General features: G+C 47.8%; 22 protein-coding genes and 2 pseudogenes. 12 read left to right on the forward strand and 12 right to left on the reverse strand.

The features are described from left to right. Positions 1–515: 515 nt before the first annotated feature. From HZZ01_RS19305 to HZZ01_RS19330, 7 genes and pseudogenes are all read left to right on the forward strand, one after another. On the forward strand, positions 516–797 hold the full coding sequence (locus HZZ01_RS19305) for a DUF1471 domain-containing protein (RefSeq protein WP_179899060.1): 282 nt from the start codon (positions 516–518) through the stop codon (positions 795–797). Then, a complete protein-coding gene (locus HZZ01_RS19310; protein ID WP_179899061.1) occupies positions 797–1,267 on the forward strand; it encodes an SgcJ/EcaC family oxidoreductase in 471 nt (156 codons plus the stop codon). The genes HZZ01_RS19305 and HZZ01_RS19310 overlap by 1 nt, the downstream gene beginning before the upstream one ends. 289 nt (positions 1,268–1,556) lie before the next feature. Continuing rightward, a pseudogene (locus HZZ01_RS21050) lies at positions 1,557–1,655 on the forward strand (antitoxin); the annotation flags it as partial. A 47-nt stretch (positions 1,656–1,702) separates the two neighbouring features. Then, a pseudogene (locus HZZ01_RS19315) lies at positions 1,703–1,939 on the forward strand (type II toxin-antitoxin system RelE/ParE family toxin). Positions 1,940–2,449: 510 nt separating this feature from the next. Beyond that, the gene (locus HZZ01_RS19320; protein ID WP_255434346.1) at positions 2,450–5,752 is read left to right on the forward strand and encodes a hypothetical protein; all 3,303 of its coding nucleotides are present in this window, start codon (positions 2,450–2,452) and stop codon (positions 5,750–5,752) included. Further along, entirely contained in the window at positions 5,742–6,200 is a 459-nt protein-coding gene (locus HZZ01_RS19325; RefSeq protein WP_179899063.1) for a response regulator, read from the forward strand. Before HZZ01_RS19320 ends, HZZ01_RS19325 begins: the two co-directional genes overlap by 11 nt. After that, complete coding sequence (locus HZZ01_RS19330; RefSeq protein WP_179899064.1) at positions 6,197–7,366, forward strand: response regulator; 1,170 nt, start codon at positions 6,197–6,199, stop codon at positions 7,364–7,366. The genes HZZ01_RS19325 and HZZ01_RS19330 overlap by 4 nt, the downstream gene beginning before the upstream one ends. Before the next feature lie 629 nt (positions 7,367–7,995). Here the strand turns inward: HZZ01_RS19330 and HZZ01_RS19340 are convergent. After that, positions 7,996–8,325: a hypothetical protein gene (locus HZZ01_RS19340; RefSeq protein ID WP_255434352.1), complete on the reverse strand. Its 330-nt coding sequence runs from the start codon at positions 8,323–8,325 to the stop codon at positions 7,996–7,998. A 397-nt stretch (positions 8,326–8,722) separates the two neighbouring features. Between HZZ01_RS19340 and HZZ01_RS19345 the strand changes: the two genes are divergently transcribed. Further along, on the forward strand, positions 8,723–9,418 hold the full coding sequence (locus tag HZZ01_RS19345) for a haloacid dehalogenase type II (RefSeq protein WP_179899065.1): 696 nt from the start codon (positions 8,723–8,725) through the stop codon (positions 9,416–9,418). A gap of 97 nt (positions 9,419–9,515) precedes the next feature. On the opposite strand, the gene arnF is transcribed toward HZZ01_RS19345, so the two are convergent. The 7 genes from arnF to arnB are packed head-to-tail and all read right to left on the reverse strand — an operon-like array spanning position 9,516 to position 16,865. Beyond that, the gene (arnF, locus tag HZZ01_RS19350; RefSeq protein ID WP_179899066.1) at positions 9,516–9,881 is read right to left on the reverse strand and encodes a 4-amino-4-deoxy-L-arabinose-phosphoundecaprenol flippase subunit ArnF; all 366 of its coding nucleotides are present in this window, start codon (positions 9,879–9,881) and stop codon (positions 9,516–9,518) included. Beyond that, entirely contained in the window at positions 9,878–10,198 is a 321-nt protein-coding gene (arnE, locus tag HZZ01_RS19355) for a 4-amino-4-deoxy-L-arabinose-phosphoundecaprenol flippase subunit ArnE (protein ID WP_179899067.1), read from the reverse strand. Before arnE ends, arnF begins: the two co-directional genes overlap by 4 nt. Further along, entirely contained in the window at positions 10,199–11,866 is a 1,668-nt protein-coding gene (arnT, locus tag HZZ01_RS19360) for a lipid IV(A) 4-amino-4-deoxy-L-arabinosyltransferase (protein ID WP_179899068.1), read from the reverse strand. Next, positions 11,866–12,768: a 4-deoxy-4-formamido-L-arabinose-phosphoundecaprenol deformylase gene (gene arnD / locus HZZ01_RS19365; protein WP_179899069.1), complete on the reverse strand. Its 903-nt coding sequence runs from the start codon at positions 12,766–12,768 to the stop codon at positions 11,866–11,868. The genes arnT and arnD overlap by 1 nt, the downstream gene beginning before the upstream one ends. Then, positions 12,768–14,747 (reverse strand): bifunctional UDP-4-amino-4-deoxy-L-arabinose formyltransferase/UDP-glucuronic acid oxidase ArnA, encoded by a 1,980-nt coding sequence (gene arnA / locus HZZ01_RS19370; RefSeq protein WP_179899070.1) that lies wholly within the window; start codon positions 14,745–14,747, stop codon positions 12,768–12,770. The genes arnD and arnA overlap by 1 nt, the downstream gene beginning before the upstream one ends. Further along, positions 14,744–15,727 carry an undecaprenyl-phosphate 4-deoxy-4-formamido-L-arabinose transferase gene (arnC, locus tag HZZ01_RS19375; RefSeq protein ID WP_179899071.1) on the reverse strand — a complete coding sequence of 328 codons (984 nt, stop codon included), beginning with the start codon at positions 15,725–15,727 and terminating at the stop codon, positions 14,744–14,746. The genes arnA and arnC overlap by 4 nt, the downstream gene beginning before the upstream one ends. A 1-nt stretch (position 15,728) precedes the next feature. Continuing rightward, positions 15,729–16,865 carry a UDP-4-amino-4-deoxy-L-arabinose aminotransferase gene (gene arnB, locus HZZ01_RS19380; RefSeq protein WP_179899072.1) on the reverse strand — a complete coding sequence of 379 codons (1,137 nt, stop codon included), beginning with the start codon at positions 16,863–16,865 and terminating at the stop codon, positions 15,729–15,731. Between the two features lie 709 nt (positions 16,866–17,574). Between arnB and HZZ01_RS19385 the strand changes: the two genes are divergently transcribed. After that, a complete protein-coding gene (locus HZZ01_RS19385) occupies positions 17,575–18,144 on the forward strand; it encodes a YceI family protein (protein ID WP_179899176.1) in 570 nt (189 codons plus the stop codon). Between the two features lie 33 nt (positions 18,145–18,177). Here HZZ01_RS19385 and HZZ01_RS19390 read toward each other — a convergent pair whose 3' ends face one another. The 4 genes from HZZ01_RS19390 to HZZ01_RS19405 all read right to left on the reverse strand — a co-directional run bounded on the left by HZZ01_RS19390 (position 18,178) and on the right by HZZ01_RS19405 (position 21,195). Continuing rightward, entirely contained in the window at positions 18,178–18,963 is a 786-nt protein-coding gene (locus HZZ01_RS19390) for an anti-sigma factor (RefSeq protein WP_179899073.1), read from the reverse strand. Beyond that, positions 18,960–19,460 (reverse strand): RNA polymerase sigma factor, encoded by a 501-nt coding sequence (locus tag HZZ01_RS19395; RefSeq protein WP_179899177.1) that lies wholly within the window; start codon positions 19,458–19,460, stop codon positions 18,960–18,962. Before HZZ01_RS19395 ends, HZZ01_RS19390 begins: the two co-directional genes overlap by 4 nt. A gap of 36 nt (positions 19,461–19,496) precedes the next feature. Continuing rightward, the gene (locus tag HZZ01_RS19400; protein WP_179899074.1) at positions 19,497–20,039 is read right to left on the reverse strand and encodes a tetratricopeptide repeat protein; all 543 of its coding nucleotides are present in this window, start codon (positions 20,037–20,039) and stop codon (positions 19,497–19,499) included. 142 nt (positions 20,040–20,181) lie between these two features. After that, positions 20,182–21,195, reverse strand: coding sequence for a Gfo/Idh/MocA family oxidoreductase (locus HZZ01_RS19405; RefSeq protein WP_179899075.1), 1,014 nt, complete (start codon positions 21,193–21,195; stop codon positions 20,182–20,184). Positions 21,196–21,303: 108 nt separating this feature from the next. Between HZZ01_RS19405 and HZZ01_RS19410 the strand changes: the two genes are divergently transcribed. The 3 genes from HZZ01_RS19410 to HZZ01_RS19420 all read left to right on the forward strand — a co-directional run bounded on the left by HZZ01_RS19410 (position 21,304) and on the right by HZZ01_RS19420 (position 23,630). Beyond that, on the forward strand, positions 21,304–22,314 hold the full coding sequence (locus HZZ01_RS19410; RefSeq protein ID WP_179899076.1) for a LacI family DNA-binding transcriptional regulator: 1,011 nt from the start codon (positions 21,304–21,306) through the stop codon (positions 22,312–22,314). A 437-nt stretch (positions 22,315–22,751) separates the two neighbouring features. Then, positions 22,752–23,189 (forward strand): PACE efflux transporter, encoded by a 438-nt coding sequence (locus HZZ01_RS19415; protein WP_179899077.1) that lies wholly within the window; start codon positions 22,752–22,754, stop codon positions 23,187–23,189. A gap of 237 nt (positions 23,190–23,426) precedes the next feature. Further along, the gene (locus HZZ01_RS19420; protein WP_179899078.1) at positions 23,427–23,630 is read left to right on the forward strand and encodes an Hha/YmoA family nucleoid-associated regulatory protein; all 204 of its coding nucleotides are present in this window, start codon (positions 23,427–23,429) and stop codon (positions 23,628–23,630) included. Positions 23,631–23,731: the final 101 nt, after the last annotated feature.

Here is a 23,731-nt window from a genome sequence, read left to right on the forward strand (position 1 = left end):
GGTGGGATACCAGGGTCTGCATTCCCTTATAGCTCTGTAAATCTGATATTCACTTAAGAAATCTCAGATGCATCAGGTATGCGGTGTGATTTGATGGCTGTAATTAACCTTAATGAATACCCTGTAATCCCGGATATATAATTAATAAACCCATGCGTCCTCATCAGGCACATTTCATCAAATCCAGAATAAAAACATATTACTACTTTGCTATTAAGTGATTTATTTAATCATTAAATTTTTTATTTCTGTACCAAAGTGTCAAATGGCCATACTTCTCTCTACCCGGATATCTTTATTTACTGAATGTTAAAAACAATGAAACTCATTAAATTTATTATTTTTACGGCAGTTTTAAATTTTTATGGAACCTGACATTATCACGCATGCCAGTATAAAAACCTAATTATGTACATTTTGCAGATTTAAGTTTGGCTACAACTGTTTTTTCGCTATTTTGTTCATCAGTTCTTATCAGGCATTTAATCATCCTTACTGATGTCGAGGTTCAATCCATGAAAAAAGCAATCTTATTACTCTCATTACTTGCACTAACAGGGTCGTCATTTGCTGCCACACAGGTTCAGCGTGCTGAATTGGGTAATTATTCGATTAAAGATCGTATATCAATTTCGGGCGTTCGTGGTGGAAAATCTCATGCCGTTAATGCCATGAGTCATGCAGCAGATAAAAAAGGTGCAGGATATTTCTTTATTACCTCGCTCAGCACAGGTGGTGACTCCAGCCAATGGCGTGGTACAGCGATTACGCTGGAAAAAAATGAGGTGTCAAAATAATGAAAAAAAGTTTACTCGCACTGTGCCTTTTTGGCCTTTTCACCGCACCCGTGATTACGTTAGCACAGCAACCGGTTACCTGTGTAAAAGTGTCTGAACAGGATGTCGCCAGCCTGTTTGAAACCTGGAATAATTCTCTGGCAACCGGTGACGCGACTAAAGTCTCTGAGTTATACGTCAGCGATGCCGTTTTGCTGCCAACAATTTCAAATAAGGTGCGCCTGACCGACGAGGAACGTATTGATTACTTCAGAGACTTCCTGAAAAAAGGCCCAAGCGGTAAAATCGACTCTCGCACTATTCGCATAGGTTGTAATAAAGCGATTGATACCGGTGTTTATACGTTTACCTTTAAAGATAATTCGCACGTCACAGCACGTTATACTTTCACCTATGTCTGGGATGGCAAAGGCTGGAAAATCTCTACTCACCACTCCTCAGCCATGCCAGAGCCTGTCAGCAAGCCATAACAGTATTATTCATGCAGAGTGAAAGCCAGCGTCATGCTAAGACGCTGGCTTTGTTACATTCCATATTTAGTGACTCAATTAATATCAACGCTGGATTACATCTGCTGCATTTCGAAATGCATTTATCTCACGAGCATATGTATATCATTGAGTCTCGTCATTCGGGAAACAGACAAGGTATGGCATCCATTTTTTTATTAGCTAAGCTTCGAACATTGTCTTACTAAACGTTTCTACAGTTGCTGGTCATAGTGCGCTGACAATAACCAGAGCAGGCGATGTTTATTAACAGATGCATGATGCCGTTGACGATCAGGAACTGGTTAAGCTGGCCCACGAACGAAGTAACCAGTCTCTGCCTGATGTGGATCTGGATGCGCTTTTGTAACTTATACCGTCAAATTCAGAGAAGAGGCCTTTAAAGAGTGGCAGACGCTGCAAAAATCTCTCCAGCAGCAGTCTGCCTGAAAGATGAAGTAATGTTGTGACATTCCCCATATTCCTTCTGCCAGACTTCGTGATATTAATGATTACCATAAAATCACACTCAGAGTGTCCATGTTTTGCCTGGTTTATCATGTGATAGACGGTCAGCTGCTGATTGCCGTTGTGGCTGTCGGTAAACGCGAGCGCAGCGATGTTTATCATCTTGCCAGCGAGAGGGTGCTGTAGTGAGTAAAGACACGGCGGTATGAACAAACATGGTAGAGAAGACCATCAAACGCCTACAGGATCTATCTCTATTTTTTGTCTTTATTTAGATAAAAATAAGGATTTTTTATCTTAAGGTTGCTTAATCTTATCTTTAGAGTTAAATAATGATAATTATATAAGATTAAAATTCTCAGTAAGTACCAAGTCAGTAGATGAGTACTAGGCCTCTCTCTTCTTAAAGCTTATTAAATTATGTAAGTGTCTTAGCCTAAGCGCTATCGTAAACAGGGGAAGGGTACGCAGAGGTGGTTGATAAAGTGTTTGAACTAGCTATAGGAATAAAAAACAGCGAAGGCTTGGTCTGCCACATACTTTTGAAACTCAAATCCTGATCACAATAAAAAAATTAGAAAAAAAATTAATTTCATTAATGAAATGTGCTATAAATATTAATCATGAATCCCCCCCCCACTTCTCCTTGTAAAATCAACCAGTTAAAATTATTTAGCTAAAAATATGGGAAACAAAATGATTGGAAATAGAATTAGAGACCGAGCAAAAAAAACTCATGAAGTAGTTGCAAGCGTATTAAATCCTATAAATTTCAAAGTCTCGAAAAAAGAGGCAAAAGTAAAAGCGTTCAGTGATTTTGTATATAATGCACCAAAAATAAATTTCGACAAATCAATCGATATAATTTTAAAAGATAATGATATTTTTGAAACACTAAATCAATCAAAATGTGAAACCAATATAATTCTTAGCAAACAAATATTTTCAACAAGAAGCATATCTAAAGAAAGATTATTAACTCTTTTCAATGCAATTTTTCATAGAGAACGCGATAAATTAAAATGCTATCTGGAAAGAAAGGAAATAATCGAAGAACTATTCCTTAAAGGAATTTATACTCAAGTTGAGAGTATGCTGGATGAAATAGTGCAAACCGCTGGGAACTCATTGTGGGAAGTTAATTTGAGAGTTGCCGTGTTAACAGCAAGGAAAGATTACAAACAAATCGATGAACAATTAGAGCAAGCAAAAATAAATAATGCGTCAGAATTATTTCTAGAAATTCATAGAGTCACAGCATGGAAATCGCATAGTGTCGACCCCAATTTAGTTATTGAAACTATGGTAAGGCGCCCTAACAAAGAATATATTGAAGGCGGTGCACTCGATTTAGCAGCGTTCCACTGCATCACTTCCCTACAATGCTCTATTTATGACGATGTCGATCTACAATTATCACTAGGTTGGTTGCAAACACTCCCTCTTATAGATCTCTATGAGAGCCTAAAGAAAATCGCCGTACACGGAATATGCAAAAAAAACCTCGATCCAAAAGTATCACTTGGACTACTTGAGATATTTATAACGGTCAGAAACTCATATAAATGTGACAATTTAGATTTAATCATTAATTCTTTGAAGCAAGGAACTCCTCTTGAGAAAAAATCAATAACTGACAATGACATTGAAGATTATACAAAAGGAAACTATAACACGTTACTAGATCGCTTTGAGGCAGATTTTGCAAGTTGCAAAAATTTGGTAACTAAGGTGAATATGATTGCAAAGGCTTATGTATACACTAATAGGAAACCGACTTCCTTACCTGCATTACTAGCTAGTGTAATTGATAATCTAATATCGATTTATTCCTTAAAAAACACTAATCAAAACATCTTACAACAAATAAACCTGGCATTAACTTACTCATCCCTTGAGTTATCTGATCATTTGATAATAAGTATTATAAAATCGGCACCCTTCTATTTCAGCAATGAAAAATCTAAAGATATAACTTATCGATCAAATTACTTAAGTTTTTCCCTAACACCTCTTTCTCATAGCTTACATACCCCTCCCTCAATATTCGTATATGAGAAAAACTACACTCTACCCGAGCATAGGGAAGTTAAGAACAAAGCCATAAAATACCTCCTGAACAATTATGAAGAAAGCTGGGACTTAATCGAGAAATATGGGGCATTGACACCAATAAAAAAGGATGTAATTGAGCTAAAAGTAGAATATTTCATTTCAAATGAAGATCTGGATGGTTTAACCGACTTTGCATCAAATGAATTAATATTAAACTCAAACGCAAATATTTGCCTACCCTTGTCTGAAATATCTAAGTTTATAGAACAAGAAAGCCTTTACTCTTTAAATGCGGTCATATGTAGCTACTACTTTAATAAATTCTCTATGAATGATGAAACTGAAATACTCAATGAAGTTTTCGAGGAATATATAGTCTCTCAAGGGGTGAAAAGGCCTAGTGAATTAGTAACAAGCAACTTAAACATTAAGGAATTATTCTTTTTAAAAGAGATAGCGAAAATTGACGTTATGGATTACTTAGGATGCTTTGAAGATGATAAAGATCTCAAGATAGAAAGAATAAATATTTTAAATAAACTTGTATCCTCAGAATACTTAAAACAGAATTCAATTGACAGTGAGTGCAAGTATATAGTTGATGATATACTTATTGAGAGCGAAGCAGCTAAATTTAATAATGCAAAAATATTTGTTGACACTAAATTTATTTTAGAAAAAACAAAATTTGATTTAGACTCTCTCCTTGCTAAATATTTTATCGATCAAGAAACAGATGATTCCAGTAAAGAAATGCAATATGAAATCGAGTCGATGACCATTTTAAAGGGTGATAAAAATATATTGGTCACTAGATTTTTCAATACTTTGTTACTTGAGTTCATAAATAACATTGAAGTTGGCTTGGATATTAATCTTAGCTCTGAAATTAGACATGGGTTCTTTGGTAACTTGATCTGCTCCGGACCTCAAAATAGAAATTTGTTAACTGAACTTGATGAGCATGGTAATTATAAATCCAATGAATATTGGATGAGCTACTACAGTATAATAAGCTCAGGAATCATGGAAAAAATAGACAGTCTTTTGATGGATTTTAGTAAGGAGTTCAACAATCTAATCGACTCAGCTGAACATTGGATGAAAACAGCATTAAATAAAGACGATGATGATGATGATAGAATTTTCATTATAGACATTTCTTTAGATGATTTCAATCAAGTTAAATACCTAATCGAGTCTTATCATTCAACAGATGAAGTAGCAAGTTATGTATTCAAAATATTCAACGATAAGCTTGAAGTATGCTTATCGGAAATGAAGAGTAAATTAAATATTGAGTTCGTTACTAAAATGGATGATATGTTTTCCCTATTAATTGAAAACATAAATATATCAAAGGGAGGGACATCCATGAGCCATTTGATTGAAGAATTACAAATGGCCAATACTGAAGTAAAAGAATGCATCAGAACTGTATGCGAATGGTTTTCTTTCAAGAAGTCTACTCATTTCGAGTCAATTGAAGTCAAAAAGCTGATTATGCTTGCTGACCGATGCTTCAAGCAAATCAATAATTGCGATATTCGTATTAATGTATCTTCAGAAATCACTCAGATGATTGAAGGAAAGCATCTTTATGCTCTAGTATTCACGATGATAAACTGCTTTAACAATAGCTTCAAATATATGGATGGTTCAAAGACAATTTGGGTGAGTATTACAGGCAACACTAAAGGTAGCTACTCTATTGAAATATCAAATATAATGAACGTCATTTCCAAACACCAGTTAGATGGTGGTAAATTTGATGAAATTCTAAGTACATTAGCAGAGATGAGCAAAAACGAACTACTGACAAACGAGGGTGGTTCTGGGCTTTATAAATCACTTCATTCACTTAAGCTAGCTTCAAGCAAATTTAGCCTAACACCAAAAATTGATGGGAATAATTTTTTAGTGGAAATAAATTATGCCAATTGAAATTCTAGTAGTTGAAGATAATGAGTTCAAAAGGAAGCGTATCGTCGAGGTTCTTAGCAATGAATTTGAAAGCGCTAAAATATCGGAATGTTATTCTTTTACCTCAGCATGGCAACTAATTCCGGAAAGAAAATATGATTTGATTGTTCTTGATATGAGTTTGCCGACTTTTGACAAAAAGGAATCAGATTCCAGTGGTAATTTTAGAGTTTTTGGTGGTAAAGAATTAGCAAGAAAGCTTACCAAACGAAAAATAACATCTCAATTTATATTCATCAGTCAATATAAGAATTTTAGTGATGATGTTAACTCTTATACATTCGAATCTCTTAAAAATGAATTAATTGAAAAGTATAAATCAAAATGTTTGGGATTTCTATATTATAGCAATACCAAAAGTGAATGGCGAGATGAGTTAATATTAATTGTAAAAGGGATTTCAAAATGAAATTACTGTTAGTTGATGATAATGAGAAGAGATCCTTAGAGATTACTAGACTCTTAAATGAAGTAGTTGGTTTAACTGATGCAGAGATATTTGCAGTAGACAATACCCAAAAAGCCAAAGATTTACTAAGGTTACATCACTTTGATTTTCTAATTCTCGATGTGGTTCTTCCCAAAAGGGATGAAACACCTCATGCCCGTTTTGGTTTGAGCCTTTTAAACGATATTAAGAAAAGACCAACTCTTAGTAAACCTTCTAAAATAGTTGGTATTACTGCACATTTCGAGGACATTGAGTTCTTCCGACATAGTTTCGAGCAACACTGTGAAGTGGTAATTGAAGCTTCAAGTCGAAACGTATACTGGAAGAAAAGAATAGTTGATGCTATAAAGTTTGAGTTTTCCAAAAATATTTCTAAAAGCACTTCTGATAAAAGCGTAACATGTATCACTGTTCATGGAATAAGGACTCGAGGTACATGGCAAGAAGATCTAAACAAAATAATCAATACTGCATCTAATTCCGTAAGCTTCGAGAGTTATAAGTATGGATATTTTGCAATTATTTCCTTTATGATACCATTTTTAAGAAACCTAAGAGTAAAGTATTTTTTTGAAGAATTAAAAAGTTTGAACCTAGAGGGCCGAGATGTCTATATATTCTCTCATAGCTTTGGAACATACATAGTCGTAAAAGCACTTGAAAAAATAATTAAAAATAAAATTAAATTCAATTTAAAACTCCTTGTGCTTTCTGGAAGTGTGCTGCCTTCTAACTATTCATTTAAAAAAATACTAGATAATTTTGAATCAACTGTAGTTAACGATTGTGGGTGTAATGATCGAATATTACTACTTTCCGAAGCTTTGGTGCCTAATACAGGGATGGCAGGACGAGTAGGATTTCATGGCCTAAACAATGATCGTTTCGTTAATAGATTTTTCAAAGGGGGACACAGCCACTATTTTGACAAGAGTAATTCCTTCATGGAAAAACACTGGCTGCCGTTATTCTCAACTCCTTCGAGCCTTAATGCAATAGACGAACGAACCGATAGAGTTTTAGTCTCAGGAATAGGCGAAAAATTAATTTCTTTACTGGGGAAAACTAAAGAAGTCATTTATCTTACATTAATATTCTTATTGATTTTTAAATGTTTCATCTAACACGTGGACAGAATCAATATCAGAGCTCTTGATGATCTCATTGCCATTTATTTTGGTCAGGACTATGACCTCTTTGACGACACTGAAGTGATCGAGCCTAAAATAGATGCCTTCTTCACTGCATCACACAAGGCTTGCAACAAGCGGTCATCGATAACATGGACTTGTTCCTGAGGGAGTGTGACGACCTGGAGGCAGATTTTAGAGCACATTACCGTGACACGTTCGTGCCTTAAAACTGGAGAACAACGCCGGCTAAATTTCTGGATTTAGTTAAAGCCCGAATTCGCGAACATCTGTAGGCTTCCGGACTTTTGATTTGAATGTTTAAAAGCATTTTCGATGTTACAGAAAGCAAATGAAACAGCTAAGCATCTTGATGGGCACATCTAAAAAAATGCCTTCCGTATGGGGGCATATCAGAGGACGATGGTCATTTTTGGCACCCATTGATGCTAGGGATTTGGCATCTTCCTGTTGATGAGCATTAGATGAAACTGCAGATAAGGTAAAGCAGGTCTAAGCTGCAATCAGACATGATATTGGCCAGATTTATGCCTGAGTCCTCCTGACTGTATCGTTCATTGCGGGCGCGCCTCTGAGTCAGGCGGGTTGTATACTTGGGCCCGTTATTCGAAGATGTTGCTGCCTTGGTTCGCCTCATCTCTGTGATTCCAAAGATCGTCCAATGCGTCCTGCATGCTCTCAAACGGGCCTGCAATACGCGATTCCTCAGAATCAGTGACATCCAGCTCCGTGTGGATTTCATCGTCAATGATGATAATTCTGCCGATGCTGATGGGACCGTGTGTCAGTTCGCCAGTGTTTTCGTCGATGTTGAAGTAGCCGTCAACATACTCGACTACCTCTTCAAACACTTCTTCGCCGCTATCCAGTCGGTTCTGATATTCCGCGTAATCTTCGTATTCGCTCTCGTGTTCTTCATCTTTGTTGCTCATGAGAATCCCTCTGAATAGGCCAGTTACATAGATAGCAATAAATCGGTAATTGCACATCATCCTTTAAGAAATTCTTTTTCTAGCTTTCCATTGATGCTTATTAGAACTAAAGCCACATATGAAGTTGTTAACAGTGATGGGCAATTGAAACATGCTGGCAGACAAGACCGTAGAGAACAGGTGATAACAATAAACAGCCACTGGAACGCATTCAGGTACATTATTTAACATAATAAGTATTTTGCGCACAATGAACACTCCCAGCATAGCTTCACTTTCCGTAGTTCAGTTTTAACTACCAAAGCCCCAATCTTGAGCAATCCTCTGCAGTATTCTACTTTCAGTCAGCGACCTTAACGCTTCACCAGTCACATTCATTAAACTAACCGGAGGCACGATGACCGACAGCTATTATCCCGCACCTTATAGCGGCACCCTGTTTTTCGATGTCAACGAAACCCTGCTGGATACAAAAGAACTGAACAAGGTGGTCGCGCAGCGTTTCGGCGACAGACCGGAGCGCGCCGAGGCCTGGTTTACTTCGCTTTTGCATCATTCACTGGTCGAGTCAGTGACGGGCAGCTGGCATAGCTTTGGTGAAATCGCCGAAGCCGTACTGGAGATGACGGCCACGAGGTACGGCGTCACTCTGCCAGCAGACGCGGCACCACTGTCTGACATTATTGCGGCCATGCCCGCTCACCCTGACGTAGCCCCTGGCTTGTCTGCATTGCAGCAGCAGGGTTTTACACTGGTTGCGCTGACCAACTCCTCTGCCGCCCTGGCTGAAAAGCAGCTCAGTTCTGCCGGGCTGGCTCCGCTTTTCAGCCGTATTCTCAGCGTGGAGCAGCCTCAGGTGTATAAACCCGATCTCAAAGTCTATCAATGGGCCATGAAAGAGATGGGTAAGCCGGTCGCTGAGTGCATGATGGTGGCGGCGCATGGCTGGGATGTCGGCGGAGCAAAACGTGCAGGAATGAAGACTGCATTTGTCAGCCGTAAGGGACAGGCGCTGTATCCGCTGGCGCCTGCGCCGGATCTGGTTGTCAGCGACATCAGTGCGTTAGCCACTAAGATCAAACCGCTCTGCTAACCAGCAGTTATCTGTTAATACCAGTACGCCTCTTATTAGCGTTAATCGCTGCCCAAAAACGCTAATAAGAGGTAAGTTTTATGGGAAAATACTCATTTCAGGGCTTAACCACAATGCACAGCAGACCGATTACAATAATCACCACACCCGACAGGCTATGCCAGCTGAATGCCTCATGGAATACTGGCACACAGACCGCCACCAGCCAGACCAGTACGTAACTCAGACTAAGCAGCGGATAGACCCGGTTGAGCGGAAAATAGTGCAGCGCCCGAATCCAGCAGAGCATGGAAATGCCATAGGCGCCCAGCCCGGCCAGCAACAGCAAAGCGGGCAGTATGGCGAAGGCGGGCAGCGACGTCAGGCTACTGACATCGGGCAGACGTGGCATTGCCCAGCGCATCATTAACTGTGCCGCTGAAACCAGCAGCACGCTGCATGCGACCCACCCGTACCCTTTCATAGCTGACTCGCCATCAGCGCCACACCCGTCACCACCAGCAGCGTGCCCGCAATCTGTCGCAGCGTCAGCCGTTCACGCCAGAGGATGCGTCCGGCCAGCGCAACGAAGATGAAGTTCAGGCTCAGCATCGGATAGGCCTGGCTGACAGGCACCCGCTGCAGCACCAGCAGCCAGAGGAGCATCGCTATACCCAACAGCAGCACACTCACACCAATCCAGCTCAGGCGAACCCGCCGCGTTGCCGCGTGGGTCGCCTGTTTCTGGCACAGTTGTGCGCTGCAGCTAAGCAGGCTCACCAATATAATCAGCAGCAGCATTTACTTCATCTGACTGTAATAGAGGCAGACCAGCCTGCCCTGCCGATAGACGGCGTCCGGCACCGGAACATCCTCGCCTATATCACTGTGTGGCGAATCAAACAGCAACAGCAATGACACACTTCCCGTGCGGCGATGTTCGGCAAGCCAGCCGCTAAAGTCCGCCTGAGAGACAAAGCGGGATTGCGCGTCCGGGTAGCTCAGCCCATATTCCAGCTCGCCTTTGGTGTCATAGAAACCGATGTCGCTGCGCTGCAGATGCCAGGCTGCGGCAGAGGCTACGCCAGGATTGTCCGCCAGGATAAAGCGGCTGGAGGCCAGACGCTCGCTGATCGTCGAGACAAAGTGCTGCGGCTGTTTGGCATCACGGATTTTGTCCGGAATCGCCGTGCCAATAAACAGCGCGACGCCCAGCGGGCAAAGCGCAGCCGCCAGCCAGCGGCGTTGTGAAGAGCGGCAGCTGTAGGCACCCACCAGGCCCCAGATGAGAAACGCCAGTGCACCCAGCGCCAGTTTCAGCATCTCGTGTGTGGCAAACAGCGGATGATGCGTCACGCTCCAGGGCGCGAGCACCAGCGCAACCGTTGCCAGAGTGAGAATGCCGAAAATCAGGTTAAGCCAGCCATTCACTTTTAATGCGCGACCAGTACGCTGCGCGGCGTTCAGACCATAGTGTGCCATCAGCAGCGACAGCGGGACAAAACAGGGCAGAATGTAGGTCGGCAGCTTGCCTTTTGCCAGGCTGAAAAACAGCACTGGCATCACCGTCCAGCTCAGCAGATAAAGCGCACCCGGATGTTGCTGACGCTCGCGCCAGCCGGTCATCAATGCGCCCGGTAACAGCGCAAGCCACGGCAGCGTGCCCAGCAGCAGAACCGGCAGGTAATACCAGAAAGGTGCTTTATGCTGCGCATTGTCTTCCGCAAAGCGCTGGATATGCTCAACCCAGAAGAAGTAGTGCCAGAAATCGGGAGCCTGATGATAGATGGCCAGCGCCCAGGGGGCGCTGATCGCCGCGGCAGAGAGAACCGCCAGCGGCCCGAAGCAAAGTAGCTCCAGAAGTCTCTTACGCCAAAGCACCCACGGCAGAATCGCCAGCACCGGCACTGCCAGCGCCAGAAAGCCTTTGGTCATAAACCCCATACCGCAGGCGAGACCCAGCAACAGAAAGCCGCCCGCACGACCAGCGCGTCCGCTCGCCTCCGTCGCCAGCCAGAAGCTGCACATCGCGGCGGCCAGCCAGAGCATCAGCATCGGGTCGAGCACCGCATAGGTGCCCACGCCATACACCAGCAACGAACTGAGGAAAATCAGGGAACCAACCGCGGCGGTGCGTGATGAACCAAACAGCCGCCTGCCGAGCCAGTAGATCAGTGCGGCAGTGATCGCCGTTGAGAATATCGATCCTGCCCGCACGCCAAAGTTGGTGTGGCCAAACAGCCATTGCCCCAGCGAGTTAACCCAGTAGCCAGCAATCGGTTTTTCAAAATAGCGCAGGCCGAAGAAGTGCGGCGTGACCCAGTTACCGGTTGCCAGCATCTCCCGGCTGATTTCCGCATAGCGGGTCTCATCCGGCTGCCAGAGGTCGCGGAATGTCGGCGGGATCAGGTAATAGAGAACAAAAAAGCTGAAAAAAAGTAGCCACTTCGTGTTGTTACGTATCCGCACTAGTTTGCCTCTTCAGTCAGTTTCTGGCAGCCCAGCCACCCTTCCCGTCCAGGGATTTCGCCTCTGACGACCCTGCCCACCGGTAAGGTGCTCAGATCGTCGGGCAGCAGCTCGCTTAATGGGCAGAACTGAATGCCATTGCGTGCCGCAGCAGTCAGCAGCTGGTCAAAGTCCGGGTAGCCAATGATCCCCTCGACTTCGGCATGCACGGTGTATACGGCGCCCTCGTCAGAAGCGAGCATTTTTGCCAGAATATAGTCGTTATAACCTTCTGCGCTGACCTCGCGGCCAACCACTTCATCCCATGTAGGCAACGTCACCGGAATTTGTACGGTACCGATCTGTCCATCCGGCAGCATGGGCCGGAATGGCCCGGTGCCGCGACAGTCGCTGTTGTAGTTAAAACCAAAATCCTGTTTAGCGGCGATCACCCGGCCATCGGCGCGCCAGCCTGCGACGGCCGAGCAACTGACAGGATGGCCGAGGATCTCACTCAGCGTTTCGGTGCCGCGCGCTATCTGCTCCACCAGCTTATCCTGCGGCCAGACGCCCGCCCAGGTCTGCCAGGCAAAATGGTCCCAGGCGTGCAGGCCCATCTCGTGATAGCGGGCGGTATCCTGAATGACATGCCGCAAGCCTCGTCCCATCAGCTTTCCCGGCCAGGCCGTTCCGGCGAGGAGAATATCCCAGCCATAGAGGGACGCAGCGCGTGATCGCAGCATCTTCACGAGAAATGCAGGTTTCACCAGCCGCCAGAGATGGCGGCCCATGTTGTCCGGTCCTACGCTGAAAAAAAAACTGGCCCGCACCGCATGACGCTGGAACAGCTCAAGCAGCGCCGGCACACCCTGCTTCGTGCCGCGCCAGGTATCTACGTCAATCCGCAGACCGATCTTCTTCATCACTTATCAGCCTGTTGCTCAATGGTGCGCAGGAAGAAGTCGAGCGTGTTGTCGATAGTGACATCCATGGTCACAGTCGGCGTCCAGCAAAGTAAGCGACGCGCATTGCGGATAGCGGGCTTGCGGTGTTCGACATCCTGATAACCTTTGCCATAGTAACTGCTGCTTTCTACTTCGCGGAAACCGGCAAACGGCGGGAACTGGCTGCGCAGCGGGTGGCGTTCGAAGCTTTCCAGCAGCTGCTCCGCCAGCTCTTTGATACTGGCTTCGTTGTCCGGGTTACCGATATTGATGATCTGCCCATCACAATTCTGCTGTTTGTTTTCGATGATGCGGAACAGTGCTTCAACACCATCGCTGATGTCAGTAAAGCAGCGCTTCTGCTTGCCGCCGTCGATCAGCTTAATCGGTGAGCCTTCCACCAGGTTGAGGATAAGCTGAGTGATCGCACGGGAACTGCCGATACGCGCCGCATTGAGGTTATCCAGACGCGGCCCCATCCAGTTGAACGGACGGAACAGGGTAAAGCGCAGTCCCTCTTTTTCGCCATACGCCCAGATCACGCGGTCCAGCAGCTGCTTGGATACGGAGTAGATCCAGCGCTGTTTGTTGATCGGCCCGACCACCAGATTAGAGGTATCCTCATCAAAGCTGTCATCGGTACACATGCCGTAGACTTCTGAAGTGGAGGGGAAAATGATGCGTTTTTGATACTTCACACAGTCGCGGATGATTTTCAGATTTTCTTCGAAATCGAGTTCAAACACGCGCAGCGGATTGCGGGTGTACTCAATCGGCGTAGCGATCGCCACCAGCGGCAGGATGACGTCACATTTTTTGATGTGATACTCAATCCATTCGGAATGAATAGCGATATCACCTTCGACAAAATGGAAGCGCGGATGATCCAGGAAGCGACTGATAGCGTCTGAACTGATATCCAGACCATAGACTTCAAAATGCTCATCCTGTAACAAACGTTCGGTGAGATGGTTACCGATAAAGCCGTTAACGCCGAGGATTAACACACGGGTACGACGCTGCAAGGCCGACTGCGGTTTTGAATAGAGCAGTGCGCCAGGCACCATGCCCAGACTCTGTGCCAGCTGGCTGCCGTTCATGTAGACGCCATGATCAGATTGTCCAGTCTGGATTTCCAGCGCGCCCTCGCCACAGGCGATAAGGAACGGTTGTTTAGAGAGCACGGTGCCTGGCTTCGCCTGATGTTGCTGCGGATGAACCCGGCTCTTCCAGACGATAAATTTAACCGAACCGGCAAAGGCGAAGGCACCCGGCCACGGATCGGTAACCGCTCTGACCAGATTGTGAATCGTCTCAGCAGGCTGATTCCAGTCAATACGGCCATCTTCGGCCGTGCGACGGCCCACACGGGTTGCCTGACTCTCATCCTGCGGCCACTCACTGACCTCACCCTTACGCAGGCGAGGTAATACATCGTTCAGCAACTGCTCTGCGGCCTGGGTCAGTTTGCGATGCAGCGTCAGCGCGTTGTCCGGATCCACAATCGCCACCGTCTGCTGCGCCAGAATATTACCGGCATCCGCGCGCGTCACCATGCGATGCAGCGTCACGCCCGTCTCACGCTCGCCGTTGACCAGCGCCCAGTTCAGCGGTGCACGGCCACGGTATTTTGGCAGCAGTGAACCGTGCAGGTTAAAAGCTCCCTTTTCAGCGCATTGCAGGATTTCATCGCTCAGCAGATGGCGATAATAGAAGGAGAAGATCATCTCTGGCGCCATGGTGCGGATGCGGTCAAGCCAGATCGGGTGATTCGCCTCATCCGGTGCATAGACCGGAATACCGTGCTCGGCCGCCAGACGGGCTACTGAGCCGAAAAAGTGATTTTCGGTCGCCACATCATTGTGCGTAAAAATGGCGGTAATCTCATAGCCTGCATTCAGCAGCGCATTGATGCCGACACAGCCCATGTCGTGATAGGCGAAAACAACGGTCTTCATGATTGAGTATCCTGTACTGAAGGCTCTTCTGGAGCCTGAACAATGCGTTGAACGAAATAGCGCGGACGCGCCCGAACGTCGTTATAAATGCGCCCGATGTACTCTCCGAGCAGTCCCATACCCACAAACTGGGCACCGATGAACATGAACAGGACGGCGAACAACACGAAGACGCCGTCTCCCGCCCACGCCGCACCAAAGAAAAGTCGCAGTACGATAAGCACCAGCGAGAAGGCGAAGCCGGAGAGCGCAATCAGGCTCCCCACCACGCTGAGCAATCGCAATGGCGTAGTGGTCAGGCAGGTCACGAGGTCGTACATCAGGTTGATCAGGCGCATAAAGCTGTATTTCGAATCACCAAAGGCCCGCTCGGCGTGGATCACCGGCAGCTCAATGGTGTGTCGGGCAAAGGTGTTGGCCAGAATCGGAATGAAGGTGCTGCGTTCATGGCAGTTGAGCATCGCCTCGACGATGTGGCGACGATAGGCGCGCAGCATGCAGCCATAATCTCCCATCGCTTTGCCGGTAACCCGCTGAATGAGGTGATTGAGCGTGCGCGATGCCTTGCGCCGGAACCAGGTGTCCTGGCGCTGCTGCCGGACGGTGCCCACCACGTCATACCCCTGACGCGCGGCATCGACAAGGCGCGGGATCTCTTCCGGCGGGTTCTGCAGATCGGCATCCAGCGTAACAATCAGATCGCCACGAACCTGACTGAAACCGGCCATGATGGCGGAGTGCTGACCGTAGTTGCGGTTGAGCAGCACACCTTTTATCCGGCTGCCGGGAACGACTGAGGCCTGTTCAATCAGTTCGGCTGAACGATCACTGCTGCCGTCATCCACCAGCAGAATTTCATACGCAATATTGATGGCGTCACAGGCGGCGGTGGTGCGGTTAAGCAGCTCCGGCAGGCTTTGCTCCTCGTTATAGACCGGGATGACCAAGGAGAGCATATTGATCGGTTTGATATCGCGCATCTCAGGCTCCCGCAATGTCATGTAAAGCCTGAATCACTCGCTCGACATCCTGATCCGTCATTGACGGAAACAGTGGGATCGAACACATCTGCTGGCTGTTAAGTTCACTGGCGGGCAGACGTAAGTCGGGATAGTGCTCGCGGTAATATCTGTGGGTATGCGCCGCACGGAAATGCAGACCGCTGCCAATATCCCGCGTCTTCAAAGCCTGCATGAAGGCATCGCGCGACAGGCCGCAGCGCTGTTCATCAATGCGGATAATAAACAGGTGCCAGGCATGCTGATGTGGCCAGGCAGGCAACGCCAGCGGTTCAAATGGCAGCGTGCGCAGCGCGTCAAGATAGCGTTCAGCAATCTCACGGCGGCGGGCAATAAAGCCCGGTAATTTCTGTAACTGCACCAGCGCAATAGCTGCGCTGATATCCGGCAGATTATATTTAAAGCCCGGCATCATCACTTCGGCCTGCGGCAGACGTCCCTGGGTCTGGCGGTCAAACGCATCCACCGCCAGGCCATGAAACTTCAGGCTGCGGATACGATCGGCGAGAGCGGCGTCATCAGTCACCACCAGGCCCCCTTCCGCGCAGGTAATATTTTTGATGGCGTGGAAAGAGAAAATAGCGGTACCGCGATGCCCGACCGGCTTTTCGCAATAAGTGGTGCCCACCGCGTGAGCCGCATCTTCGATGATGGCGATGCCATGCTGCTCAGCCAGTTGATAAATTGGGTCGAGATCGGCAGGCGCACCGGCGTAATGCACCGGAATGATGGCGCGGGTGCAGGGTGTTATCGCCAGGGCTATCCGTTCCGGCGTGACCATCAGGTTATCTGGATCGACATCAATCATCACCGGCGTGGCGCCCAGCAAGGTGATCAGGTTAAGGGTAGAGACCCAGGTCATGGACGGCGTGATCACCTCATCGCCTGGCCCGATTCCCATCGCCATCAACGTGACATGCATGCCCGCCGTGGCTGAACTCACCGCAATGGCGTGCTGGTTGCCGGTCAGCTTAACAAAGGCCTGCTCCAGCTCGGCGCATTTTGCGCCAGTTGTTATCCACCCAGAGTCAAATACCGCTTTAACAGCAGCTAGCTCTTCATCACCAAATGAAGGGCGGGAAAATGGCAAAAATTCCATGCTAAAACTCCTGCAGATCTAACCTATAAGCTGTCGCATGTTGTTAATCAGGGACAACGCCGGAATAAGAAAAGAAAAAGCACATTATCAACATCCGGCTATGGTGTTATTGACACCACGTTTTCCCTTTATGGAATTAAGGTTACCGGACCGCTAATACAAACTACCGTATGAAACTTAACTGAACATTAAATGAATAGCGTGAATGACAATAAAATCAAGGAGCAGTGAGTTAAGGGTTTCCGAAAAAGTTCATTATTAAATTGCCGATAGTGATTCTGACCTCAACTCTTTGTGATTTATTTATAATTTGTTTAAAAAGAGCTGATCCTTACTGTCATCAGGCCAGGAATCAGCACATCAGAGAAAAGTGACTTACTGATGAAAAAAATAAATTAATGATTTTATAGAGTATTTTTACTATTCCGATCCTGCTTTTATATTTGCAGAATATTTGAAAAAAATAGCACCCCGCTCATTCCAGGCAAATCACAGCGTAATAATAGCGTCTTAATGTATTCTTAATATTGTTAGTTATTAATACTCCGCCCTCACAATAATCATGACACTTTGGTGAATCTCTGGTGACAGTCAGTTAACATCTGTCAGATTATCTGTGCCTGCAGGGTAAAAACAGTACTGAAAAAAGTGAATAAGATCGCGGTTTCAGGCGTTAACGTTTGGTCTGCCTAATAAAGAGAAAATAGTGATGATACGTACCGCCTGTTTATGTACTCTGTTCGCCCTGTTCAGCCCGGTGCTTTATGCCGCACCGGTAACCTATGCCATAACGCCCGATAAAACATCGATTGGCCTCTCATGGCGCGCTTTTGGTCACGACTTTTCGCAGGCCAGATTGCAGGGCGTAACCGGCATGGTGACGCTCAATCCTGAAGAGGATCATGACGACCGCATTGAAGTGAATATTCCGGTGGGAACGCTGGTGGCTTCGAATAGCCTGTTAACCTGGCAACTGAAAAGTGACCTGTTTTTTGATGCAGAACGTTACCCACAGATTCACTTTGTGAGCAGCCGCGTTGCCTCACTGGGTGACGGTAATTACCGGATTTTTGGCGTACTGACGGTTAAAAACGTCAGCCGGCCAGTGGTGATGCTGGCCTCGCTGGACAGCGGAAAGACAATTGACCCGGCGTCTCGAGCGCTGGCGCTGCATGCCTCCACAGCTATCTCGCGTTCTGCCTTTGGCATGGATCGACTGGTCGGTGTGGTTGATGACCGCGTAAACATCGCGCTGACCATTACCGCGCAATCCAGATAACCTTGTTGCAGTCTCCGCTGCGGGAAAGCCGGTTTAACTGAGCGCGGTCTGCAATGTTTCTGCTGTGGCAGCCAGCTGGGCCGGTGGATTGCGGCCAATCAGCACATACTGATAGCCGTCACGCTTCCACCATGCCAGTTGCATGCCGTGGCGTTGTTCACGGGTAATCGGGTTCGTATCGTGCGGCGCGGGCGAGATACAGAGCGCCATCGGGCCATAATCTGCGTGCAGCCAGGCAATCTGCGCGATGGACGTCCGTTCGTATCGCAGGATCCGCACCATTTTCAGTTCAGCCCCTGGCAGGTGCAGTTGCTGCGGGTGCAGCTGCAATCCCAGATCGAGTCGGGTACGGTCCAGGCCTCTCTGCAGCATAGCGGCGTCATTGAGCGTATCAGCCAGCGTTTCAGCACTGTAAAGTGACATATAGCGTGCTTCCAGATCGCGGATATTCTGGCTTTCCTCTTTCTCATCATCTGACGGTCTTGCCATAAAACCGATGCTGCTGCCCACCAGCAAAAAGCTGACTGATGCCGCAATCAGTGCCCGGCGGCTGTAGCCTTTAGCGGGTATCGGCGCAGGTGTCGGGATGTCCGCCAGTTGCTGTGCCATTCTTGCCTGGGGTGCCTGTTCCAGTAGCGGCGCAAAAGCCTGCTCAAAATCGAGACTACTGTGCTGGAGTTGTTCTACCCGCGCGGCCAGTTCCGCATCCTCCGCCATCGCCTGCTCAAACTGCGCGGCTTCCTGCGGGGTCATCTCACCATCCAGCCAGGCGACTATCGCCTCATCGCGCCACGGTGGCGTAAAAGTTTCCCTGTTCATCTCCGTTTCTCCTGGGGTACGGGCGAGGTCGCTGGCTGTCTTGCCAGCGTGGTACGTGCAGCGGCCAGACGGCTCATAATCGTGCCAATCGGAACGGCCAGCGTCTCCGCCGCTTCCTTGTAGGTCAGTCCTTCGACATAAACCAGAAACAACGCATTGCGCTGCGCCTCGGGTAAGGCGTTAACCTGCTGCATAATGCGCTGGAAATGACGGTTGTCGTCGCTAATGGCGTGGTTATCTGCGGCCAGTAACGCATCGGGATCAACGAATCCCTGTCCCTGTCGCACCTTTCGCGCCCGTAAATCGCTGACCCAGATGGAGTGAAGGATCGAAAAAAGCCATCGATCAACACGCGTGCCCGGCGTGAACTGCGCGCTGCGTTCCAGCGCGCGTACGCAGGTTGACTGCACCAGCTCTTCTGCCATGTCACGGTTATGCGACAGCACATAGCCGTAACGCCAGAGTCGCGTCAGATGTTCCGCAAGGTGCTGACGGATGTCACTGTGAGTGATTTTTCGCTCCTCCCTGCCGCATCAGACCTCGGGATGGCCATTTATCGCGGCCTGCAGATCGCGGTACTCCTCGCAATCGATACCACAGATTCCGGCGATCGTTTTTAACTGTTCGCGCGCCAGATCGGGACGCCCTTTAATCATCCAGGCTTCGCCCAGATATTCACGCACTTTAGCGTAATGGGGATCGAGTGCAATGGCGCGCTGATAATAGCCAATACCTTCATCAGTGCGACCCAGTTTACGGGTGGCATAGCCACGATAGTTCCAGGCTTCACGGGTATCCGGGTTGTTAAGCGTATCCAGCAGGTTCAGTGCCGCCTGATATTCGCCCTTTTTCGCCAGATGATAAGCGTAACGCGTTTTATCGTCGTCACTCAGCTTGCTGGTTTTCTCAGGCACGCAGCTTTTAGTCTGGCTGTCATAGACCTGACCTTTGGGGCAGTCAGGCGTTTTTTTCTCACTGTCATTGTCACCCATCGCCATACTCAGCGGAGCGTGCAGCATCAGCATCAGCATCAGGGCAGGAACAGCAAGCAGAGAAAGACCAGAACGTGTTGTCATAATTTATCCTTATCGGGGCTGGGGAGCAGATGATAAAGCCTGCGGGATTCAGTCCGCTATCGCGGCGCTATACGGTAAACAGCTCAGCGCCGGTTTCTATTCGATAAAAATAAAATTATTTTTTGTCAGGTGCCTCGCCGCATCAGAACACGTGCTTTTCCACCTGACAGAAACGCCGTTCCGCCAGGGAGATGACCGCAGCTTCTGCAATCGCCTGTGCTTTCAGACCATCCTCCAGGCCTGGCAGATCCGCTATCTGCTCACCGTTTAGCGAGCGAATAAATGCATCCAGATGAGCATAATACGTTGGCTGCACCCGGCTGAACCAGTCGGGCAGCAACCCTGGCTGCTGAATCTGCGCACCCTGATAGCAGGTGACGCCGCGCTGGAACTGAGTAGATGACTCCAGCATTCCGAGCGGTCCCATCACGCTGATGCGTTCATCGTAGCCATAGCCGGTGCGGCGGGTATTATCGAGCTGCGCCAGCGCCCCGCTCTGCAGCCGCAATAGCAATGTGCTGGTATCAACATCGGCAAATTCACCGATCGAAGGCAGAGCCAGCGCGGCTCCCATGGCTGCCACCTCTGTCACCTCTTCTTCAGTCAGCCAGCGCAGCAGATCGAAAAAGTGAATAGCCTGATCGCGCATCTGACCCCCGGACGCCTGAAGATAGGCCAGCGGCGGCATGGCCGAGGAGCGGCAGACCATCTGAATCAGTTCCGGCGGACCTATCCGCCCTTCCCGAAGTTGTTGCTTCAGCTGCTGGTGGCTAACATCGAAACGGCGATTAAACCCCACCGTGACCGGCACGTTGTAAGGGAGGACATTAGCCACGGCCTTACGGGCGCGTTCAAGAGAGAGATCGACCGGCTTCTCACAATAGATTGCTTTACCGGCACGGGCAGCGGCTTCCAGCAAATCGGCATGGGTCGGCGTTGCGCTGGCGATCAACACCATGTCAATCTGCGTATCATTTATCGCCTCAGTGACAGACGCGGCCCGGGCACCGAAACGAGTCGCAAAAGCGGAAGCACGCACCGGTTCCGCATCCGCCACCCACACCAGTTCAACTCCGGGATGCGCCTGCAGATTCGCGGCATGAACTTCACCAATAAAGCCACATCCCAGCAGGGCAACACGTTGCTTTTTATTCATTTATTTGAACTCCATCATAGTCCGGCAGAAAGCTGCATCAGCAGAATAGCGCTGCGTTTTACACTGACGGCATGGTGTTTTGAGGTGTTTACCTCAAAGGAGATCGTTATGTCGCTGAAAGAGGTCGCCCGGCGGGCAGGAGTGGGGCTGGCAACCGTGGATCGGGTCCTTAATGAACGTGGCGGCGTCGCGCCGGAAACGGTTCACAGGGTGTTGCAGGCAGCACGAGAAATCGGCCTGAAGCGGACCCTGCCTGAGGAGCATCGTCATCCATGGCAGATAGAACTGCTGCTGAGCAGCAATGACTCGTTTTTCTTTAAGCAACTGGCGCAGGATTTTACGGCGTTCGCCTCGCATCTGGGCTATCGCCGGTTGACGTTGCATCGCACCTTTGTGCCTGAAGCACAGCCTGAGCGACTGTCAAAGCTCATCCAGGAGGGGGCTGTAACGCGGGATGGATTGATCGTTTTTGCACATGAGCATCCAGCAATCTATGAGGCGCTGGAACATTGCCAGAGGCGTGGCGTACCGGTGATCTCGCTGGTCACGGATTTGCCCGCTGCCGCGCGGCTCTGTCATGTAGGAATTAATCAGTTGCAGGCAGGACGCACCGCCGCTCAGCTGATGGGTAAAATGCTGCATCAGCCTGGTGAGGTGTTGATGGTCAGTGGGCACAGGGATTACAGCGCGCATCGTCAGCGCATTGAAGGATTTCGCATGCTGATTACTGAACGATATCCGCACCTTCAGCTTCGTGAAGTTCTTGCCGCTCAGGAAAATCGCGCCACCCTCAGTAAGTTACTGGAGAAGCAGCTTATCCAGAGCGGCAATCTGCAGGGAATTTACAATACCGGCCTGGGAAACACCGAGATTGGTCAGGCACTTGCCCGACATCGTCTGCAGAATAAGTGTATCTGGATCACTCATGAACTTTACGCCACCACCCGCACGTTAATGGCGCAGCAGAGCGTTGCACTGACGCTGGACCAGAATACCCGGCAACATGCTCAAATCGCCCTGCAGCTGATGCTGAATTATCTGGAGCATGGGGTGAAACCCGATGAGTATGCCAGCGGTAAAGTGGACTTCATGATTTATACCGCCGAGAACTCAATATGAGGTAAACCGTCAGATCGCACATTTCAGCGGTGGCCCGGCTGCTTAAATCTGTTTTAAGTGTCAGAGGATGGCCCTGCGGATAACGCGCGGTTAACCTCAGGCAGCATCAACTCTACTCTGCTCTGCTCTTCCGGATCGCCATCGCGTCTGAACGGTACATGTTGCCGACAGGCAGACTTTATGCCTGCTTACCATCTAAATATTAAAATATAAATCTATATACACGGAATTTTTTATTTTAATATTCCACTCCGCTTCAGGATTGTTATCATCGCCTCGAATCCGTCAGACCAGCACCGCGTGCAGCGAAAAACATAGCAGATTAACCACTCTGGTCCCGGCTAACTGAGAGGTGAATATAAGCGTCCTGGCCAGAGGGTTATCCTGAAATTATTCCGCACCCTCAACGGTGCCTGACTGATTAATGAGATCCAGGTTTGGAACACTATTTACCCCCGGTACGTACAACCACAGAGCGAGTGCTGCATGCCGTTCTCTTCGAAGTCATCGCTAATGTACTGGTTTTCATCATTCTGATTATTCTTGCCTCAGCAGCACCTTCGCAATCGGCATTACTGACCATCGTTTCATCAACGCTGGCAATGGGGTGGAACTATCTGTTCAACCTGATATTTGACAGCGTTCAGTTACGAAAAGGATTTAAAAAAGACTGGCGAATGAGGTGCCTCCATTCCATTTTATTTGAGCTGGGTCTGTTATTAATATTGATACCTTTTGCAGCCTGGTGGCTGAATATTACGCTACTCGCCGCGCTGAAACTGGAATGTGGACTGGTGCTTTTTTTTCTGGTCTATACCTATCTGTTCAATCTGGTATGGGATTACGGCAGGTGTGTGCATAAAAATAATCTTTAAGTAACATAAAAAAACCTGAGCATCTTAAGATAGCAAAACAGCTTTTTTAGCCTTCCGCTTAGTCGGGACAGTGAACCGTCCGAGGCGACATCACGCATCCGTGCGCACGGGCACACGTATATCTGTTGTCAGGAACGGATATCTTTTTCTGGCATCGTCGACATCACTGCGCGTCAGCTTAGTAAAGTTAAGACCGCGCATAAGCTCATTTCTACAGGTTAATTTCAGCAAAAAATCATGAAAAAAGTCTATTATCTGAATAAGTTAAGAAATTGCCCATCAACCGATATCCTGGATATCGTGACAAGCTATATGCGTAAAAAACTTCCTTCTGACGATCTCTCATCTTTTGAAGGCGCATATGATCATCGCAAAGCCGAAATAATAATGAACGAGACCTACAGTGAAGTCCCTTCTGAAGTATGGAGACTGGTATGCTAACCCGGTAAAACGGCGGAGGGTTGAAAAACATTAACTTATTTTTCGAGCGTTCGCACTCCGGTGGGATATTATTCGATCTTTCAGATGAGATATCTCTGACG

The sequence above is a fragment of the Pantoea sp. WMus005 genome (genome assembly GCF_013415305.1).
In the GTDB taxonomy this organism is placed as follows: domain Bacteria; phylum Pseudomonadota; class Gammaproteobacteria; order Enterobacterales; family Enterobacteriaceae; genus Pantoea; species Pantoea rara.

What these genes read in the sequence shown, in the direction of transcription:
- arnA (WP_179899070.1), bottom strand. Translation starts at nt 14,747, where the DNA reads ATGAAGACCGTTGTTTTCGCCTATCACGACATGGGCTGTGTCGGCATC.
- HZZ01_RS19310 (WP_179899061.1), top strand. Translation starts at nt 797, where the DNA reads ATGAAAAAAAGTTTACTCGCACTGTGCCTTTTTGGCCTTTTCACCGCA.
- HZZ01_RS19325 (WP_179899063.1), top strand. Translation starts at nt 5,742, where the DNA reads ATGCCAATTGAAATTCTAGTAGTTGAAGATAATGAGTTCAAAAGGAAG.
- HZZ01_RS19410 (WP_179899076.1), top strand. Translation starts at nt 21,304, where the DNA reads ATGTCGCTGAAAGAGGTCGCCCGGCGGGCAGGAGTGGGGCTGGCAACC.
- arnB (WP_179899072.1), bottom strand. Translation starts at nt 16,865, where the DNA reads ATGGAATTTTTGCCATTTTCCCGCCCTTCATTTGGTGATGAAGAGCTA.
- arnC (WP_179899071.1), bottom strand. Translation starts at nt 15,727, where the DNA reads ATGCGCGATATCAAACCGATCAATATGCTCTCCTTGGTCATCCCGGTC.
- HZZ01_RS19405 (WP_179899075.1), bottom strand. Translation starts at nt 21,195, where the DNA reads ATGAATAAAAAGCAACGTGTTGCCCTGCTGGGATGTGGCTTTATTGGT.
- HZZ01_RS19305 (WP_179899060.1), top strand. Translation starts at nt 516, where the DNA reads ATGAAAAAAGCAATCTTATTACTCTCATTACTTGCACTAACAGGGTCG.
- HZZ01_RS19390 (WP_179899073.1), bottom strand. Translation starts at nt 18,963, where the DNA reads ATGAACAGGGAAACTTTTACGCCACCGTGGCGCGATGAGGCGATAGTC.
- HZZ01_RS19420 (WP_179899078.1), top strand. Translation starts at nt 23,427, where the DNA reads ATGAAAAAAGTCTATTATCTGAATAAGTTAAGAAATTGCCCATCAACC.
- arnD (WP_179899069.1), bottom strand. Translation starts at nt 12,768, where the DNA reads ATGAAGAAGATCGGTCTGCGGATTGACGTAGATACCTGGCGCGGCACG.
- HZZ01_RS19320 (WP_255434346.1), top strand. Translation starts at nt 2,450, where the DNA reads ATGATTGGAAATAGAATTAGAGACCGAGCAAAAAAAACTCATGAAGTA.
- HZZ01_RS19345 (WP_179899065.1), top strand. Translation starts at nt 8,723, where the DNA reads ATGACCGACAGCTATTATCCCGCACCTTATAGCGGCACCCTGTTTTTC.
- arnF (WP_179899066.1), bottom strand. Translation starts at nt 9,881, where the DNA reads ATGAAAGGGTACGGGTGGGTCGCATGCAGCGTGCTGCTGGTTTCAGCG.
- HZZ01_RS19400 (WP_179899074.1), bottom strand. Translation starts at nt 20,039, where the DNA reads ATGACAACACGTTCTGGTCTTTCTCTGCTTGCTGTTCCTGCCCTGATG.
- HZZ01_RS19385 (WP_179899176.1), top strand. Translation starts at nt 17,575, where the DNA reads ATGATACGTACCGCCTGTTTATGTACTCTGTTCGCCCTGTTCAGCCCG.
- HZZ01_RS19330 (WP_179899064.1), top strand. Translation starts at nt 6,197, where the DNA reads ATGAAATTACTGTTAGTTGATGATAATGAGAAGAGATCCTTAGAGATT.
- HZZ01_RS19340 (WP_255434352.1), bottom strand. Translation starts at nt 8,325, where the DNA reads ATGAGCAACAAAGATGAAGAACACGAGAGCGAATACGAAGATTACGCG.
- arnE (WP_179899067.1), bottom strand. Translation starts at nt 10,198, where the DNA reads ATGCTGCTGCTGATTATATTGGTGAGCCTGCTTAGCTGCAGCGCACAA.